The organism is Pontibacter cellulosilyticus (assembly GCF_014306105.1).
In the GTDB taxonomy this organism is placed as follows: Bacteria; Bacteroidota; Bacteroidia; order Cytophagales; family Hymenobacteraceae; genus Pontibacter; species Pontibacter cellulosilyticus.
The window spans coordinates 81,523-98,209 of sequence record NZ_JACRVF010000007.1 but is presented as its reverse complement, the minus strand read 5'-3'; the positions used below and the strand labels follow the sequence as shown (position 1 = coordinate 98,209).

General features: G+C 45.7%; 16 protein-coding genes. 8 read left to right on the top strand and 8 right to left on the bottom strand.

Features of this window, described 5'->3' with window-relative positions:
• Window positions 1–298: 298 nt before the first annotated feature.
• A complete protein-coding gene (gene ettA / locus H8S84_RS18935) occupies window positions 299–1,969 on the top strand; it encodes an energy-dependent translational throttle protein EttA (protein WP_187068956.1) in 1,671 nt (556 codons plus the stop codon).
• Window positions 1,970–2,566: 597 nt separating this feature from the next.
• Here ettA and H8S84_RS18930 read toward each other — a convergent pair.
• Window positions 2,567–4,153: a serine hydrolase gene (locus H8S84_RS18930; RefSeq protein WP_187068955.1), complete on the bottom strand. Its 1,587-nt coding sequence runs from the start codon at window positions 4,151–4,153 to the stop codon at window positions 2,567–2,569.
• A gap of 121 nt (window positions 4,154–4,274) precedes the next feature.
• Between H8S84_RS18930 and H8S84_RS18925 the strand changes: the two genes are divergently transcribed.
• Window positions 4,275–5,195: an ion channel gene (locus H8S84_RS18925; RefSeq protein WP_187068954.1), complete on the top strand. Its 921-nt coding sequence runs from the start codon at window positions 4,275–4,277 to the stop codon at window positions 5,193–5,195.
• Window positions 5,192–6,163, top strand: coding sequence for a GNAT family N-acetyltransferase (locus H8S84_RS18920; protein ID WP_187068953.1), 972 nt, complete (start codon window positions 5,192–5,194; stop codon window positions 6,161–6,163). Before H8S84_RS18925 ends, H8S84_RS18920 begins: the two co-directional genes overlap by 4 nt.
• Here the strand turns inward: H8S84_RS18920 and H8S84_RS18915 are convergent.
• On the bottom strand, window positions 6,160–7,134 hold the full coding sequence (locus H8S84_RS18915) for a zinc dependent phospholipase C family protein (protein ID WP_187068952.1): 975 nt from the start codon (window positions 7,132–7,134) through the stop codon (window positions 6,160–6,162). The two genes, H8S84_RS18920 and H8S84_RS18915, sit on opposite strands and share 4 nt — an antisense overlap.
• A gap of 286 nt (window positions 7,135–7,420) precedes the next feature.
• On the opposite strand from H8S84_RS18915, the gene H8S84_RS18910 reads away from it, so the two are divergent.
• The 4 genes from H8S84_RS18910 to H8S84_RS18895 all read left to right on the top strand — a co-directional run bounded on the left by H8S84_RS18910 (window position 7,421) and on the right by H8S84_RS18895 (window position 11,287).
• Entirely contained in the window at window positions 7,421–8,164 is a 744-nt protein-coding gene (locus H8S84_RS18910) for a hypothetical protein (protein ID WP_187068951.1), read from the top strand.
• Between the two features lie 95 nt (window positions 8,165–8,259).
• Window positions 8,260–9,351, top strand: a complete 1,092-nt coding sequence (gene lepB / locus H8S84_RS18905) for a signal peptidase I (protein WP_187068950.1) — start codon at window positions 8,260–8,262, stop codon at window positions 9,349–9,351.
• Window positions 9,352–9,575: 224 nt separating this feature from the next.
• Window positions 9,576–10,730 carry a gliding motility protein GldB-related protein gene (locus H8S84_RS18900; protein WP_187068949.1) on the top strand — a complete coding sequence of 385 codons (1,155 nt, stop codon included), beginning with the start codon at window positions 9,576–9,578 and terminating at the stop codon, window positions 10,728–10,730.
• Between the two features lie 62 nt (window positions 10,731–10,792).
• Complete coding sequence (locus H8S84_RS18895) at window positions 10,793–11,287, top strand: histidine triad nucleotide-binding protein (protein WP_222621709.1); 495 nt, start codon at window positions 10,793–10,795, stop codon at window positions 11,285–11,287.
• A gap of 97 nt (window positions 11,288–11,384) precedes the next feature.
• On the opposite strand, the gene H8S84_RS18890 is transcribed toward H8S84_RS18895, so the two are convergent.
• Complete coding sequence (locus tag H8S84_RS18890; RefSeq protein ID WP_187068948.1) at window positions 11,385–11,699, bottom strand: hypothetical protein; 315 nt, start codon at window positions 11,697–11,699, stop codon at window positions 11,385–11,387.
• A 199-nt stretch (window positions 11,700–11,898) separates the two neighbouring features.
• Window positions 11,899–12,687, bottom strand: coding sequence for an alpha/beta fold hydrolase (locus tag H8S84_RS18885; RefSeq protein WP_187068947.1), 789 nt, complete (start codon window positions 12,685–12,687; stop codon window positions 11,899–11,901).
• Between the two features lie 288 nt (window positions 12,688–12,975).
• On the opposite strand from H8S84_RS18885, the gene H8S84_RS18880 reads away from it, so the two are divergent.
• A complete protein-coding gene (locus H8S84_RS18880) occupies window positions 12,976–14,604 on the top strand; it encodes an alpha/beta hydrolase family protein (protein WP_222621708.1) in 1,629 nt (542 codons plus the stop codon).
• A gap of 138 nt (window positions 14,605–14,742) precedes the next feature.
• Here the strand turns inward: H8S84_RS18880 and def are convergent, their stop codons facing one another.
• The 4 genes from def to H8S84_RS18860 form a co-directional block, all read right to left on the bottom strand.
• Entirely contained in the window at window positions 14,743–15,312 is a 570-nt protein-coding gene (gene def / locus H8S84_RS18875; protein ID WP_187068945.1) for a peptide deformylase, read from the bottom strand.
• Entirely contained in the window at window positions 15,309–15,725 is a 417-nt protein-coding gene (gene ruvX / locus H8S84_RS18870) for a Holliday junction resolvase RuvX (protein ID WP_187068944.1), read from the bottom strand. The genes def and ruvX overlap by 4 nt, the downstream gene beginning before the upstream one ends.
• Window positions 15,726–15,851: 126 nt before the next feature.
• Window positions 15,852–16,337 (bottom strand): DUF2231 domain-containing protein, encoded by a 486-nt coding sequence (locus H8S84_RS18865; RefSeq protein WP_187068943.1) that lies wholly within the window; start codon window positions 16,335–16,337, stop codon window positions 15,852–15,854.
• A 5-nt stretch (window positions 16,338–16,342) separates the two neighbouring features.
• Entirely contained in the window at window positions 16,343–16,660 is a 318-nt protein-coding gene (locus H8S84_RS18860; protein ID WP_187068942.1) for a hypothetical protein, read from the bottom strand.
• Between the last annotated feature and the right edge of the window lie 27 nt (window positions 16,661–16,687).

Sequence of the window (16,687 nt, the reverse complement as noted above, 5' to 3'; positions counted from 1 at the left end):
ACTGTAACATACGCAGGTTGGCTATCAGCGTTCTCTAAATTCTGCTTGTAGTGCAGCAGCCATAGGAACAAGATAAAGCCGGGCCTGGTGCTAAAGTAAGTTTGGGCACACTTTACCCATACAGTTTTTACAAGTTTAATCATTTCAAATCAATTTTGTGAAGCACAAAGACATGATTTTTTGCGATATTTGTGATTCAGTACGAAATATTTAGGGAAATTTTAGTGAATGTGGTGCCCTCGCGTATAACCACGTCCAACAGCAGCAAAAAATAAGCAAACAATCATAAAGCTAAAGTATGAGTAACGAAACCATTATTTTCTCGATGGCTGGGGTAAGCAAAATCTACCCGCCTCAGAAACAAGTGCTTAAAAATATTTACCTGTCTTTTTTCTACGGCGCTAAGATTGGCGTGCTGGGCCTGAACGGTTCTGGTAAGTCGAGCTTGTTGAAAATCATTGCCGGAGTTGATAAGCAGATTCAGGGTGAAGTAGTCTGGAGTCCAGGATACAGTGTTGGCTACCTGGAGCAGGAGCCGCAGCTAGACCCAACCAAAACAGTGCGTGAGGTTGTAGAAGAAGGCGTAAGCGAAGTGGTGGCTTTGTTGAAGGAGTTCGACGAGATAAACATGAAGTTTGCCGAGGAGATGACCGACGATGAGATGAACAAGCTTATTCAGCGCCAGGGTGAGGTGCAGGAGAAACTTGACCACTATAACGCCTGGGAATTGGATAACCGCCTGGAGCGTGCCATGGATGCCTTGCGCACACCACCGGAAGATGCTATCATCGGTAACCTGTCGGGTGGTGAGAAGCGCCGCGTGGCCCTTTGCCGCCTGTTGTTGCAGGAGCCAGACGTGCTATTGCTGGACGAGCCTACCAACCACCTGGACGCTGAGTCTGTTGACTGGTTGGAGCAGCACCTGCAGCAGTACAAAGGTACTGTTATCGCCGTAACCCACGACCGTTACTTCCTGGACAACGTGGCCGGATGGATTCTGGAACTGGACCGTGGCGAAGGTATTCCGTGGAAAGGCAACTATAGCAGCTGGTTAGAGCAGAAGGCTGCCCGCCTTGCCAAAGAGGAGAAAACCGAAAGCAAGCGCCAGAAAACATTACAGCGCGAGTTGGAGTGGGTGCGTATGGCCCCGAAAGCCCGTCATGCCAAATCTAAGGCGCGTATTAGCCAATATGATAAACTAGCCAGCGAAGATGCATCCAAGAAAGAAGAGAAACTGGAGCTTTTCATACCTGATGGCCCACGTTTGGGTAGCCAGGTCGTAGAGGCGCACCATGTAAGCAAAGCCTACGGCGATAAGCTGCTGTTCGAAGACCTTAACTTTGCCCTTCCGCAAGGTGGTATCGTGGGTATCATCGGCCCGAACGGCGCCGGTAAAACTACTCTGTTTAAGCTGATAACTGGCCAGGAAAAGCCGGATGCAGGCAACTTTGAGGTGGGCTCTACGGTGCAGACTTCTTACGTAGATCAGGAGCACGTTAACCTTGACTCGACTAAGTCGGTGTTTGAGGTGATCTCAGGTGGTACGGAGCATATGATGATGGCCGGACGCCAGGTTAACTCACGTGCCTATGTTAGCAAGTTCAACTTCTCGGGTGGTGACCAGGAGAAGAAGGTAGAGAAGCTGTCGGGTGGTGAGCGTAACCGCGTGCACCTGGCCATGACGCTGAAAGAAGGCGGCAACTTACTATTACTCGATGAGCCAACCAACGACCTGGACGTGAACGCGATCCGTGCGCTGGAAGACGCGCTTGAGAACTTCGCCGGTTGCGCCGTTATCATCTCTCACGACCGTTGGTTCCTGGACCGTATCTGTACGCACATCCTTGCTTTTGAAGGCGACTCGCAGGTATACTGGTTTGAGGGTAACTACACTGAGTACGAAGAGAATAAGAAGAAGCGTATGGGCGACATTGAGCCGAAGCGAATCCGCTATAAGAAGCTTGCTTAAGCTTATTTTAAGCTATAATGTAAAAGGAAAGGCCCCTGCTAAATAGCAGGGGCCTTTCCTTTTACTGCAGGTGCAGGCGTTGATCAAACTCCAAGATGGGAAATAAAGCTACCTCACAATTTTGTTTGATAGAGCTTGAGCGAAGATGTTGCGAATCTACTGTAGAGGGAAAAGAGGATGCGCTCTTAATAATGTCCTATTAATTAAGTCGGTTGGTTGTCCGTGGGTGTTCAGAAAGTAGTTACTGTAAATTATTGATTTACAGTATTATATATTTTTAAAAATATAGTTTTGTATCTATGTTATATGTTGTACATGTTTCTGAAAAGAAATGTGGTGCATTGGAATAAACATATCTTTTGTTATAGCCGTATACTATTAATACTAAAGCACTTAGGTGTTTTAACATTAATGTATTATTCAAATATAAAATTGAACGGTTATGAAAAAAGTTTACCCAACCAGTAGTGAAGCAATAGCTTACTGGGTAATAGCAGGATGGCTAGCTGCTATAAGCGTGGTAGCAGCAATTGCAGTTTAAGTTTTAAAGACTTTGCTGCAGGGCCCGTAAGCCCTGCAGCAAAGTATAAACTCATGTTATCGTTGAGCAGAAGCTCCAGCCGGTACTCTTACAAACTCAAGTTCATCAAAGTGAAAATCAGGGTTGTTTGAGTCAAGGCGCATTTGTGCTATACTTCCATCTTCTCCCACCAGAAAGCGCACCTTTGTCGGATGCAGCAGGGCAAAGTCATTTCTCCAGTCTAAATCAAAGATCTCGTGCTGCCAGAAATTTAATGTGCCCCCTAAGGCAGGTGCCGGCAACAACTGTAACTCCAGCTTTCCGTTTTTAAGTGTTATAGTGGCGTCGCCGTACAACTGGCTGCGGTAAGTGCCTACATAGTCATTCAAATCACGCGTTGGCTTACCGGCTTTCTTCTTCTCTTTTGGTTTATTCTCTTCAGCTTTTGCCTGTGCTTTTTTGGCCTGTGCTGCGGCATCCAGGTTAAAACGGCTCCAGTCACGCCCATTGTTAATTCCTAAAAACTGATCGATGGTATAGTTGGCAAGCGGCGCCATAATGCTGCTCATGCTGTTGGTAAGTATAACGATGCCTAGTTTTTCCTCAGGCACCAGTACAGTGCGGCTGTTCATGCCTTCGTGGCCACCGCCGTGGTAAATCAGCTTACGTCCCTCATAGTCGCTCACGAACCAACCTAAGGCTGCAGCGGCAAAGTGTGTGGAAGGCGTTATTTCCTCGGCTCTTTTAGAAATAGGCATCGGGTTGTGCGGAGCCCACATGTTGCGGCTGGCGTTCTCACTGAAAATGCGCTTGCCTTTGTAGGTGCCCCTGTTTAGCTGCAGGCGCATCCACTGTGCCTGTTGGTTAACGCTGGTAAAGATACCTGCAGCAGGGTTCCAGTTATCCCAGGCAACCTGTGTGGTAGCATAGGGCTTGCTATTCTCGTCAAAGCCATGCGGAGAGGCCACGTTGTTAACACCCTTCAGATCATTAACAGAAGTATAGGTGCGGCTCATGCCCAGCGGCTGCAGGAAAGTTTCTTTGATGTAGTTCTCCCAGCTTTTGCCGCTTACGTTCTCAATTACCTGGCCAGCTGTTATAAACATGAGGTTCGAGTAGCCGTAACCGTCGCGGAAATTGTAGGTCGGTTTCAGGTAGCGCATGCGGTGGATGATCTCTTCGCGGCTGTAGGTGGTGTTGTACCAGAGTAAATCGCCGCTGTAGGTCTTAAATCCAACTCTGTGGCTCAACAAATCTTCTATGGTCAGGTTTTCGGTAACGAAAGGATCATAAAGCTGCAGGTTAGGTACATATTTCTTCACCTTGTCTTTCCAACTGATTTTGCCGGCATCTACGAGAGTAGCAAGCGCAGCAGCAGTGTAGGCTTTGGAGTTAGAGGCTATTCCGAAAACCGTATTGGCATCTACCTGGCCACCTTTCTTATTATCTAGCACACCGTAGCCTTTTGCAAAAATCACAGAGTCGTCTTTTACGATGGCAATGGCCATGCCCGGCACATCCCAATCCTTGAGGGCTTTCTGGTAATAGGCATCCAGTTTATTCAGGTCAGCTTTTGTTTGCGCCTGCGCCTGTGGCAGCACAAGTATAGCGCAAAGCAGCAACAGCACTTTAAGCCTTAAAAGGCTTGTATAGGTTAGTATCATGGGTTGTTTTGCTTAAATGAATGCAGCAAGTTACTCATTTTTAAAGAACAGCGGAAATGGTGTGCTGTAGCATAATACTATACTTTGTATCTTGCTGTAACCAAACAAGCCTATAAGGAAAATGTGGAGGCAAACAGTAGACCCCGGACTTGGAGAAAAGTATAATAGCCGGACCAAACGCCTGATAAATAAGGATGGTACGTTTAACATTGTGAAACGAGGCAGTGAACCACGCCTGTATGATGCTTATCAGTATTTGAGTAATGTGTCTGTGGGAAAACTCCTACTCATCATACTGAGTTTTTATCTTCTGATCAATGTTATGTTTGCGTTGCTGTATGTAGGTTGCGGTGTCGAGAACCTGCATGGTGTAGACCCGAATCTTCCACCCTTCCTGAATGCCTTTTTCTTCAGCGTACAGACTTTTACCACGGTTGGCTATGGCGTACTGTCGCCGCACGGAATGGCTGTAAATCTGATAGTAACGCTGGAGTCGTTATTGGGTTGGGTAGGGTTTGCTATTATTACGGGGTTGGTATACGGACGCTTTGCCAAGCCTAATGTACGGATATTGTACAGTAACCATGCGCTTATCACCCCTACTACAGAGGGTAAAATATTACAGTTCCGTCTTGCAAACAAGCGTAACAATATGCTAATGGAGCTAGAGGCAAAAGTTATATTGATGGTGCAGGATGTTAACTACGTGCGACATTACTATAATCTTAAGCTGGAGCAGTCTTCTAAACATTTTTTCCCGCTAAACTGGACCATTGTGCACCACATCGATAAAGATAGTCCGCTTCATGGTCTAACGCCTAAGCAGTTGGAGAAACAGCGCGCAGAGGTGCTGGTGCTGATAAAAGGATATGACGATGCTTTTGGGCATCATATTCACTCGCGGTTTTCTTACCTGTATGATGAGATACTCTGGAACGTGAGGTTTAAAAAACCCTATGATGCAGATGACACCGGAGAGATAATATTTAACCTGTTGCAACTGCATGAGACAGAGCCAGTGGAAGGGGAGTTGCCTGTATGATTCAATACCTGCAGCATCACAAGATTGATAAATCGCAATGGGACGTTTTGATTGAAAAATCGGAGCAGGGGCAAGTGTATGCGCTAAGCTGGTACTTGGATGTGGTAGCACCCAACTGGGAGGCTGTGGTAGAGCTGAACAAAGCCGGAAAGTATAAAACAGTAATGCCGATACCATGGCGTACCAAGCTAGGCATACGCTATGTGCTGCAGCCTCTTTTTTGCCAGCAGTTAGGAATTTATAGTTTGAAAGAAAGTATAGTAGCAGCAACTTACCAAAAATTCTGGGCAGAGGTGCAGCAGCGCTTTAGGTATGTGGTAGGCTATCAGTTCAACACTGACAACCAATTACCGCCGCAGCTGGAGCAGGAATATACTTATACTTTATACTTGGATTTGAACAAGCCCTACCAGGAAATAAAGCAGCACTATACACGAGACAGGAAGCTAAACCTGAAACGTTCTCAAAATGCAGGGTTGCTGCTACATCAAAGCAATAACCTAGAGCCACTGATACAGTTTTTTAAGGATGAGACTGCAGATAAAATTTATGGCGGCGTATCAGAAAAGGCATATATGCTGCTGCGACAGCTCTACGAGGCGTTGCAGGAGAGGGGGCTGGCGCAGTTATACTATACTGTAGATGCCGGAGGCAGAGAGAATGCCGGATGCTTGTTTACAGTGTGGCGAAACCGGATCGTGTATATCTTTAACGCTGCTCCTTCACATGGCCGCAAGCAAAATGGCCGCACCCTTATACTTGACCATATCATCCAAAAGTACGCTACACAGAAGTTTATACTTGACTTTGAAAGCCCTGACGACCGTGAGCCGGATATTGTGCACTTTTACCGTAGTTTCGGCTCCCAAACGATGCTTATACCAGTACTAAAGTATAACAGGTTGCCCAAAAGTATAAAGTGGATCCGGGAGCTGCGGATGCGGCTGGTGCAGCGGTTAAGAGGCTAGTGGTCGTGCTCTTCGCGTGGTTTGTGGTTGCCGGTTTCGTATTCCTTCTTCTCCATTTCCAGGCGGTGCAGCTCCTCCGGTGATAGTTTAGATTTAAGTGTACCCAAGTTCGGCTGACCAGCATCTACCCAGGCAGTGTACCAGTAACTAGCCGTCATTTTAATAGCCAGCCTCATCTGCCGCTCCACCTGCCCATTAAGTTTGTTGCTGTAGGCTTGTGAAAAGGCGCGAGAGTATACGCGGGTGGTCAGGTTGTTGCGCACCTCAAAGCTATACTTCTTCTCTTCGTCAAACTCCTGTGTAAGCTGCCGCTCAAAACTAAAAACAGAGTCCAGAGCAAGGTGCGAACTGGCAACTAAATCCCAGGCTTTTAGCTGTGGCTGCTCTATGTACTGCGCCTGCCCCACAAAAAAATCATAGTTATCTGAAAACAGCTCTGGCAACCGCGATTCCCAAAAACCATGGATACCGCGTTGCCCTGTTAGCTGTCCGTTGTAGTTTTGGGTGGTGTGCAGCGGAACACAGGCATCGGCTACATAGTGGCCCAACTCCGCACTTAGTCTCAATATCTTATCCACGTTCCGCTCTTTGAAAGCTTGGGTTAGCTGGTACTTCATAAAGTTGATATGCCACGGCACGATCCCGTACGCCTGTAGGGTATCTTCGGTATACTTGTCGATGGCCTGTTGCCAGAAGCGTGGCATTTTATATAAAGCGCTGTCGCCGTAAACATCCAGATCTATGTAGTGGCGAGGGGCTTCGTTGGCTACGGCATAGCGGCGTTTATCAGGGTTAACGGCATTTTCGGTGATGTAGCGGATGTGTTTTTTGTAGAAGCCAACCATCTCAGGCGGCAAGGCGAAAACAGCTAGTCGGTTTATCCGCTGGTGCGCGTAAAAACCCCAGCTGTATCCTTGCAGAGGTAGGAGGAAACACAGTGTCAGAAATATATACTTTGTTCTGATGGCCATACTTGCTGCTTACGTTTTTTGAGCAGGTGAGGTAGCAATGGTATAAGTTACTACAGCATTTATACTTTCTTAGGCATTAACTATGTATAGTACATGTGGCACAATTTTGTGCTACTAAGTAAGAACGGATAGAAGTGTAACAACGCATCAATATGGCTTTGTAACTCCCTTCTACTTTAGCTAGCTAATTAAAAAATCAAAATATTATGAAAATATTATATTAAACTATAACTATTTTTGTATATTTTCGTTTTCTCAGCTTGCAATCCCACTAATGTTTAGCTGAATGAAAGAACTATACCTAATGCTTACCTTGCTGCTAGCTGGCCAGGCACTGGAGTTTATATCTGTACCGGAAGCCTCTGTTGCTGCAAGAAAGGAAGTAACTACTGTAGGTAACAATGCGTCTGACGTTGGATGCCAGAAGTGCGCTGCATCTGAGTTTGGCACCAAGCTGGAACCTGATACCGCTTTCAATTTTACGAACGGCAGAAGGCTATTAATTTGTGGCTACTATGACGTGGAGGCAGGCAGAAAGGTATTCTCGGAGTTTGTGCTGTCGGAGTGCGGCGATAGGCGCATTATCGATTTTTGGGAGGCTGCGGAGCGCTACGAGATAGAGTTTAAGCAGGATACTTTAAAACTACATAAGGTGGAACTACTGGCTTTGGGAGATAACCGGGAGTTGGTAAATAGCCACTGGCTTACAGAGTATTATTACTACAAAGGAAATAGGCTAAAGCGCGATGTAAAACTCAGTTCAGGTATAAAATATAGCCAGCACCAGATCATGGAAACGCTGCGCGAATATGAAAATATGGAGTGGCAGGCGCAGGATTCCGGATCAGAAACCGACATGCAGGAGAAAATGGCGTTAGGCATCCGGCTCCTGATAGCGTCAATGTCAGGGAGCTACACCGCAGAAACTTACCTGGAGGAGTATAACAACAGGCTTAAAGCAGAGGCCACTTATACTGAGAAGTATAGACAGTTACTGGCGATGCAAAAAGCGGCAAAGCGAGGGAAGTAGCTGCTGTCGTGAGGCACTTTGGTTAATAACATTCAGTAAACTATACTACCAGGTCTTCGGGAACAGTTATAATATAGTATAAGCTCTATACTATAATGAGACTAAAATTCTGGAAGAAGAAAACCGAAGCACCTATAAAGAAAAGCGCAGCCCGGGAGTGGGCCGATGCCGTTATGTTTGCCGTAGTGGCGGCAAGTATAATAAGGTGGGCAACTTTTGAGGCCTACGCCATTCCGACTTCCTCTATGGAGAAGTCGTTGCTGGTCGGCGATTACCTGTTTGTAAGCAAGCTACATTATGGCGCACGAACTCCGGGAACGCCGCTACAGGTACCGCTCACGCACCAAACCATCTGGGGCACCGAAATCCCTTCTTACCTGGATGCCTTGCAACTGCCATCTTTTCGCCTGCCAGGTTTTTCAGAGGTTAAACGTAACGATGCCGTGGTGTTTAACTATCCGGTAGAAGACGGCCACCCCGACGACCTCAAAACATACTATATAAAACGGGCTATTGGTATTGCCGGAGACTACATCAATATCCGAAGTGGGCAGGTGTATATCAACGGCAAAGTTGTAGAAAACCCTGAGCAGCGACAGTTCTCTTACCACATCAGCACAGACAGGGTGTTGAACGAGAAGTTTTTCCGGAGCCATAACATTACTGACTATTATCGCACGCCAACTGGTTACGAGGTGCATACTTCACCGGGTAAGGCCGCACAGCTGGCGGCTCTGGACATTATGAAGGAGGTGAAGCTGCTACAGGCAGGTGCAGGCGTGGGAACAGCAGAAGTTTTCCCGCAAGTGCCAGGCAAGTATGGGTGGAACAAAGATAACTTAGGTCCGCTGTACATCCCGAAAGAGGGCGCTACGGTAGATATTAACGAGCAGACGCTGCCGCTCTACGAGCATGTGATCCTGAAGTACGAGCACAACGAAAACACTGAGGTAAGAGACGGTAAACTGTACATCGACGGCAAACAGGTGAGCCATTACACTTTTAAGCAAAACTATTACTTCATGATGGGAGACAACCGCCACAACTCCCTCGACTCTCGCTATTGGGGATTCGTGCCTGAGGACCATGTGGTGGGCAAGGCCGTGTTTGTATGGATGTCTGTAGACCCTAATGGAGATTTGTTGGATAAGGTAAGGTGGAGCAGGGTGTTTAGTATGGTGGAGTAGTGCTTGAAGCGTTAGCGTCGATCTTTATTGCGGTATTGTATAAATATGTAATATTGCTTGCTAAATTGTATATTAGTTGGTCAATTTGTGATTATCTGTTGATTTTAGCAAATAGTTGTTGTTATTATATTTAGCCGCAGCCTTTTCCCTATAGTTGTACCTGACCTAGACTTTAGCTGCGCTACAGTTTATAGAAAAAAGCACCATAACTGAAAAACCTAACTATGAAAAAGATTTTTTTACTTGCCATTTTAGCTTGTAGTATGCTGCACGTCTGTGCACAAAACACTGCGCCTTTAAATACACCTCTATCTTGGTTGCGGGAAGCTAGAAGCAAAGCGTCTGTCAATGATGCTTCAGGTACATTTACGGCCTTAGAAAACGCAGTAAAGTTCGGCCTGTTTGACACTGCTGCTGTTTCTAGAAATAAGCAGTTTGTTAACACGCTATCTCCCCGTCAGATGCAGCAAATTAAAGCCGGCGTTCTTACAAACAGGAAAAAGCTAGCCAAACCATCTGCAATAAAAGTCCATACTCACGACATTAACAATTTCTGGGATACATACGCATTGCGGACAGACCCGGTATTTAAGGACAGTCTGTTTAACAATTACATTTTAGACGGCACTGTGGGTTTGAAAACGTTCTATCAAATCCGAATGAATAATAGTTTGGATGGCCTTGTGAAGAAGGTTAATAACTCGCCTAGCTTTTACAACAGCATAAGGGATGTTTCAAAACAATTTGACAGTATGAAGCCGCAGTTTGTTGCTGCTGCTAAAAAGCTTGAAAAACTGTACCCTGAGTCCATCTTTCCCCCAATTTACTTCATAATGGGGCACCTGAATAATGTAGGTACTGCTGATGGTTACGCAGGTTTGTTAATTGGTACAGAGCATTTGTGCAGGTCTTATGGCACAGACACTACCCAATTATCAGATTTCGACAAGATGGTGCTGTTTGATAGTACCCTTGCCGTACCACTGATCGTGCACGAGTATGTTCATTTTCAACAGAGCAATAAGCCTGAATCGAGTTTGCTGGAGCTTACTATTATGGAAGGTGTCGCAGACTTTATCACATATCAGATTACGGGCAGGTACACAAATCCAGATGTATTTAAGTATGGTTTTAAAAACGAAACAACGTTAAAGAAACACTTTTCGCAGGATATGCAGGGAGAAAATACTGATAACTGGCTTTTTAACGGATATAACTCCCAGACGGGCTACCCCGGAAACCTAGGCTATTTTATAGGATTTAGGATTTGTGAAAACTATTACCAAAAGTCAGCAAATAAGAAGGAAGCCATAAAAGAGCTCCTAAATATCAGAGACTTTAATCAGCTATTATTAAAAAGTGGATATTTGAATATCTAAAAGGATTGATGTAGACACTGCTACTGCTGATTAAGAAAGTATATAAAAGCTCCTCATAAACTATGAAAAAACTATTAAGCCTAACTCTACTGCTTCTGCTTAGTGCCCCTGCCTGGAGCCAAAGCGAAGCATACCAAAAACAAAAAGCAGCAAAGATTGCGGAGGGCTCTATCTTCACAAAGATTATAAAAAGAGAAGCTCCTGCCACTATTGTGTATGAAGATGATGATGTGATTGCCTTCGTTCCAAACAGGCTACAGGCTCCGGTGCACTTGCTCATTGTACCTAAGAAAGAGATTCCTACCATTAACGATGTAACCGAAGAAGACGCAGCGATGCTGGGCAAGCTCTTCCTGGTAGCTAAAAAGCTGGCTAAGGAAAAAGGAATTGCCGAAACAGGCTACCGGCTAACCATGAACATGAATGAAGATGCGGGGCAGTCGGTGTTTCATTTGCACATGCACCTGCTGGGCGGCCGTAAGTTAGGCCCTATGGTTACGCAGGAAGAAAGCAATGGAGAGCAGGAGAAGAATAAAAAGCCTGGTAAAGACAAATAAAGATATCAGAATTACGGGAAGTATACCTGCGGGAGAAGGGTGTTTAGTTTAGTTGATGCTAGCGTGGCAAAGTCTCATGGCCGGGGCAAGTATGGAGTTAGGACTCAAGCTGACCTATCTTAAACCAGGCTTCTGCGGCTTCGTCGTCGTCAAATGCTTTAACCTCTAGTATATCTTTGAGTTTAGGGTAGAGGGCCTCAAAAGACCGCTGCCCATAGATGCCCGGAGAGACCACGTGTGCAAAATAGCGCAGGCCCAGCATTTTTGCACTAGGAGCCCACTTATAAGCCAGCCAGTTAACAGCAGAGTCCCAAGGGCCTATCAGCTCTCTGTTGCTGTTCAGCAGCCCTTGGCAAGGCTGCTCCCGTAGCATAGCGAGTATGTGGTTGCCTCCCATTACAACTGTTTCCATAGATTGTATGCCAATCCAGTTGACAACTATAAAGTTGCTGTCGGGGCTTCTTCGAGCCTCGAAGAAAACGTCCCCATTTGCCTTCTTAAGTTTGGTGCTATTTTTATTATCTATCAATTGCGGATTGTCAAATAAACGAGATAGATCGATTCATCTTAATCGATTTATCTAGATGCTGTTTTAATTTGTACGGTGGCTTTTATAAAAAGCTTTTAATGGCTGCTATTGTTTCCTCCGGTGCACTCAGGTTTGGGCAATGGCCAGTGGCTTCAAGCACAACAAGCTGGCTGCCGGCTATACTTTTACTTGTATACTCGCCAACGGTTAAGGGTGCAATGGCATCTTCGGAGCACTGCAAGATCAGGGTGGGTACTTTAACTTTAGCCAAATCCTTTTTATGATCCGAAAGGAAAGTAACATGGGCAAAGTCACGGGCTACTTCTTCGTTGCTGCTGCAGAAGCTTTGAGCCAGTTCTTGGCCTAGCTCCGGCTTATCAGGATTACCCATAATAACAGGAGCAATTGTGTTTGACCAGCCCAGGTAATCACTGTCCAGAGAGCTAAGCAGGCCCTCAATATCCTCCCGGTTAAAGCCGCCAATATAGTCTCCTTCGTTAATAAAGCTGGGAGAAGGACTGACCAGGATGAGTTTTGAGAAGCGCTCCGGCTCCTTTGTTGCCGCCAGAACGCCAATCATAGCACTAACGGAGTGGCCTACAAAAACTACATCCTGCAGCTCCAGTTCATGGCAGATTTTTAATACGTCTTCAGCGTACCCATGTAAGGAGGCATACCGCTCTTTGTTATATTCGGAGATGTCTGAGCTACCAAAACCAATGTGGTCAAAAAGAACAATCTTGTAGTCTTCCTCGAAAGCAGGTGTGATGAATCGCCACATATTTTGGTCGCAGCCGTAGCCGTGCGCAAACAGCATTGGTTTTTCTCCCTTTCCGATAACTTTAACATTGTTCCTCTTTACAGCATCCATAAGTTTGACAGTTTAAAGCAGTTAATTATCAGCCAATTTTAGTAAAGCTACACATCAATTCGTTAAAACATAAGTTATCTGTATTTTTAATGTGTAAACATGGGAATATTGGCAACAGCATTTTGCTTTTAATCTACAAGAACACCTACATCCTATATATCATAAGGTACTTTAGCAAATGGTTTGGGTTATCTAAATGGTTTTCTTGACGGTGAAAAGGTCAGAATGTTGAAGCATGGCTGTATCTAAATTAAAGAGTTCCCGTTTCTGCTTGTATAATTCAGAAACATGCAATCCATCCTAAATAAACAACAATTGATTAGTGCTGTGGTGTTAGTGGTAGCGCTTTTCATATTTCCAACTCAATATCTAATGTCTCAGGGAGTTAAGCCTGTTCAAGGTGGGTTTCTGCTACAGAATGGCAGCGATACGTTAACAATTGAGCGTTACACTAGAAAGGGTAACACGTTGGAAGGGAGAGTTCTGGTACGAAACCAAGTGCCTTTTGTGTATAAGGCAGCTATTAAAAACAATAAAGCAATTGAGAGAATAAGTATAGAAGTGCTGCAGCGAGGTGCGCCAGAAGGCGCTGCCCCTCAACAGGAGGCAATATTAGTTTTTAAGGGGGACAGCATATACAGTATATCAAAAAAAGGGCAAAATACTGAGCGAGATACAATAAAGACTAGTACTGGTGCAATGACTTATCACCCTAACTTGCCTATGCTCTCGTTACTGGAGCAAATCGTGATAAGGGCTCGAACAATGGGAGGTAACAAAGTTGAGTTACCCGTTTTTCTGCTTAGCTCCAAAGGCCAGACAATACAGGTACCCGTCAATTTTTCACATAAAGACTCTGCCCATCTGACGCTTGGGAACGTGAGTATACATTTAAAAGTGAGTGAAGACGGTAAAATACTATCGGGTAAAACCTCTAATGGGCAAACTATAAAAAGGCTGGAGAAAATACCGGATGCAGCCTTTGCCACACATCCCCCGGATTATTCTGCGCCTCCTGGTGCGCCATATACAGCAGAGGATGTACGCATACAAACGAAAGCGGGCCATGTGCTGGCAGGCACTTTAACGATACCGAAAAATGCTGTAAAGCCTGTACCTGTAGTAGTGACAATTACTGGATCAAGTCCGCAGGACAGGGACCACAATACTCCTTTTGGCGGAGATTATCGCATATTTCGCCAGCTTGCAGATGAGTTGGGGCGAAATGGAGTAGCCGTTTTGCGTATGGATGATCGTGGCGTGGGAAAATCTACTGGTAATTTTGAAAGCGCCACTACCCCTGAAAGAGCAGATGACATAAGGGAGGGTATCGCGTTTGTAAAGCAGCATAAGGCAATCGACAAGAACAGAGTAGCTTTAGTTGGACTTAGTGAGGGTGGAATGATCGCACCAATGATAGCCAAGACAAACAGCACCCTAAACGGAATTGTAATTATGGCGGGGCCGGCCAGTACCGGTAAAGACATTCTGAAGTACCAGTTGTTAAACAGTCTGGACCAGTCGAAGGAGATTTCACAGGAAAAGAAGGAGGAGGCTTTTCAGCAGGCTATGAAGGAGTATACTAAGGAAGCAGAGAACAACCCTTGGCTCCGCTACTTTTTAACTTACGATCCTTTGGCAACAGCGAAGCAGGTAAAGCAAGTCCCGGTTCTGATTCTACAGGGTACAACAGATAAAAATGTGCCGCCGGGGGATGCGAAAGAGTTGGAAAAGGCTTTTAAACAAGCTGGAAACAAAGATGTAACTCTCAAGATGTTTAATAACTTCAACCACGTCTTTTTACATGACCCGAACGGTAACCCGAAGAACTACCAGAACCTGAAATCTTTTGAGGTATCTCCAGAGGTGCTTCAAACTATTATTGGTTGGGTTGTTGATAAAACAAATGCTAAGTAATGAAGTACGTAAAAGATAGAATAATGCGTGCTGCAAGTGAGTATCGTGTGTAGGATAATTGGTGCCTGATGAAGTATAAAAGCAAAACCGCCTGCTACTTTCATATAACAGGCGGTTTTGCTTTTATACTTTATAGCCTTAGCGCTTCTTTGCCAGTGCCGGAAACTTCATTTTATAATCAGCATCTACCTCACCTTTCGAGATCTTTGCCAGCTTGTTCTTAATAAGGCGTTTCTTCAGGCCGTTCAGGTGGTCTGTGAAAAGTATGCCCTCGATGTGGTCATACTCGTGCTGGATAACGCGTGCCGTCATGCCATCATAGGTGTCTTCGTGCTCGTTCCACTCTTCATCAAAGTAACGAATCACCAGGCGCTCCGGGCGGTAAACCACTTCGCGCACACCTGGTATACTTAAGCAGCCTTCTTCAAAGCCCCATTCTTCGCCACTTTCCTCAATAATCTCCGGGTTAATAAATGCTTTCTTTACGCCTTTGCCTTCGTCTTTCTCATCCATCATTGGCTCTGAGTCAATTACAAAAAGGCGGATGCTCTTGCTGATTTGCGGAGCCGCCAGGCCAACTCCATGCGCATAGTACATGGTGTCAAACATATCCTGTACCAGTTCCTTCAGGTTCGGATAGTCCTGCGGAATGTCTTGTGCTTCTTCTTTTAAAACTGGATCGCCGTAAGCGGTGATTGGGTAAATCATATGGTTCTGCTATCTAAATACGATTGTAAAATTATGGCCGCGCTTATGCGGTCTACGTTGCCTTTGTCCTGGCGATCTTTCTTCTTCATGCCCCCGGCCAGCATCGCCTGCTGGGCCATTTTAGAAGTAAAGCGTTCGTCCACTAAATGCACCGGTATACCCGGAAACGTTTTCTGCAACAGCCTGTGGAAACCCACCACATGCTGCGTCGCGTCTGTGTCTTCGCCGGACAGGCGCTTGGGCATGCCCAGCACAAATGCCTCTACCGGCTCGCGCTGCACATAGTCCTTCAGGTAGGCTAACACATCTTTGGCATGAACGGTTTCTAAAGGGTTGGCGATTATCTGCAGCACATCGGTTGCAGCCAGTCCCACACGCTTCGTTCCGTAATCAATTGCCAGTATTCTGCCCATAAATATAAATTGGATTACAAAGGTAAGAATTTTAATCTTATGCGCACTTACAGGCATTTACAGCTGCGCAGCTATACTTGCAGCAGAGCAAAAGCAGCATCATAAGGAAAATGAAATAAGATAAGTTTAGTAACCAGCGCAGTCGGAAGCGGGCATGTTTACGCCGCCACCTTGCTCATATACTACCTGTGCCCCTTTATGTCCGGTTTCTACCAGGTAGTAAGTACCGGCTATCATAAGCAGCACTACCAGAATGCGCAGGGTTTTGTGGTACAGGTTAATGATGTTCAGGGAAAGCGTAAGTGCCGTTGCGGCCGTGAAAAGATAGGCAAGGTTAAAGGCGGCATTCTCATGGCTCTTCAGCACGGTGGGGTCGCATATTTTACGCGAAACAATGCCATCAGCCATATCGCCGGTATAGATGGCTACCCAAGCAGCGAGGCAGCCAGCGTAAAGTGAATAAGAACCGACCTTTTGCCAGAAGATCTTCTTGTCGCCGCTTAGAAACAGCACCACCACCATTACCACTGTGGCTACAAGCAACAGCGTTATCGGGAAGTGCAGCGTAAGCGGGTGCCAGATCTCAGCGCGCCAAAAGGTCGGTTCAGTCATGCTTGTTATTCCAGTATTCTAACTGCCACTGGGTCCAGACGATTGCCTACTTTCTCAACCTCAACTTCTACTTTGCCGCCTTCTTGTAGCTGGTCAAATGCTACAGTTTCGCCGTTTTTAGTAAGCGTGGTAGACTCCGTGAAATATAGCTCCAGCAGTTTGTCGTCGTCAGTTTTTACATAGATCTCTGTTTTCTCAGGCTCTACCTCGTGCAGCGTGCCCTGGTATGTGCCAGACTCTACTACATCAGTTTTTTCTTCGCAGCTGTAAAGGAAAGGCACTGCAGCTATAAGGGCAGGCATAAATAGTTTAGATAGTTTCATGATTAGTTATTGTGGTTTATGATGATC

Coding starts and splice junctions, on each gene's coding strand:
- ettA (WP_187068956.1), top strand. CDS start 299: ATGAGTAACGAAACCATTATTTTCTCGATGGCTGGGGTAAGCAAAATC.
- H8S84_RS18930 (WP_187068955.1), bottom strand. CDS start 4,153: ATGATACTAACCTATACAAGCCTTTTAAGGCTTAAAGTGCTGTTGCTG.
- H8S84_RS18925 (WP_187068954.1), top strand. CDS start 4,275: ATGTGGAGGCAAACAGTAGACCCCGGACTTGGAGAAAAGTATAATAGC.
- H8S84_RS18920 (WP_187068953.1), top strand. CDS start 5,192: ATGATTCAATACCTGCAGCATCACAAGATTGATAAATCGCAATGGGAC.
- H8S84_RS18915 (WP_187068952.1), bottom strand. CDS start 7,134: ATGGCCATCAGAACAAAGTATATATTTCTGACACTGTGTTTCCTCCTA.
- H8S84_RS18910 (WP_187068951.1), top strand. CDS start 7,421: ATGAAAGAACTATACCTAATGCTTACCTTGCTGCTAGCTGGCCAGGCA.
- lepB (WP_187068950.1), top strand. CDS start 8,260: ATGAGACTAAAATTCTGGAAGAAGAAAACCGAAGCACCTATAAAGAAA.
- H8S84_RS18900 (WP_187068949.1), top strand. CDS start 9,576: ATGAAAAAGATTTTTTTACTTGCCATTTTAGCTTGTAGTATGCTGCAC.
- H8S84_RS18895 (WP_222621709.1), top strand. CDS start 10,793: ATGAAAAAACTATTAAGCCTAACTCTACTGCTTCTGCTTAGTGCCCCT.
- H8S84_RS18890 (WP_187068948.1), bottom strand. CDS start 11,699: ATGGAAACAGTTGTAATGGGAGGCAACCACATACTCGCTATGCTACGG.
- H8S84_RS18885 (WP_187068947.1), bottom strand. CDS start 12,687: ATGGATGCTGTAAAGAGGAACAATGTTAAAGTTATCGGAAAGGGAGAA.
- H8S84_RS18880 (WP_222621708.1), top strand. CDS start 12,976: ATGCAATCCATCCTAAATAAACAACAATTGATTAGTGCTGTGGTGTTA.
- def (WP_187068945.1), bottom strand. CDS start 15,312: ATGATTTACCCAATCACCGCTTACGGCGATCCAGTTTTAAAAGAAGAA.
- ruvX (WP_187068944.1), bottom strand. CDS start 15,725: ATGGGCAGAATACTGGCAATTGATTACGGAACGAAGCGTGTGGGACTG.
- H8S84_RS18865 (WP_187068943.1), bottom strand. CDS start 16,337: ATGACTGAACCGACCTTTTGGCGCGCTGAGATCTGGCACCCGCTTACG.
- H8S84_RS18860 (WP_187068942.1), bottom strand. CDS start 16,660: ATGAAACTATCTAAACTATTTATGCCTGCCCTTATAGCTGCAGTGCCT.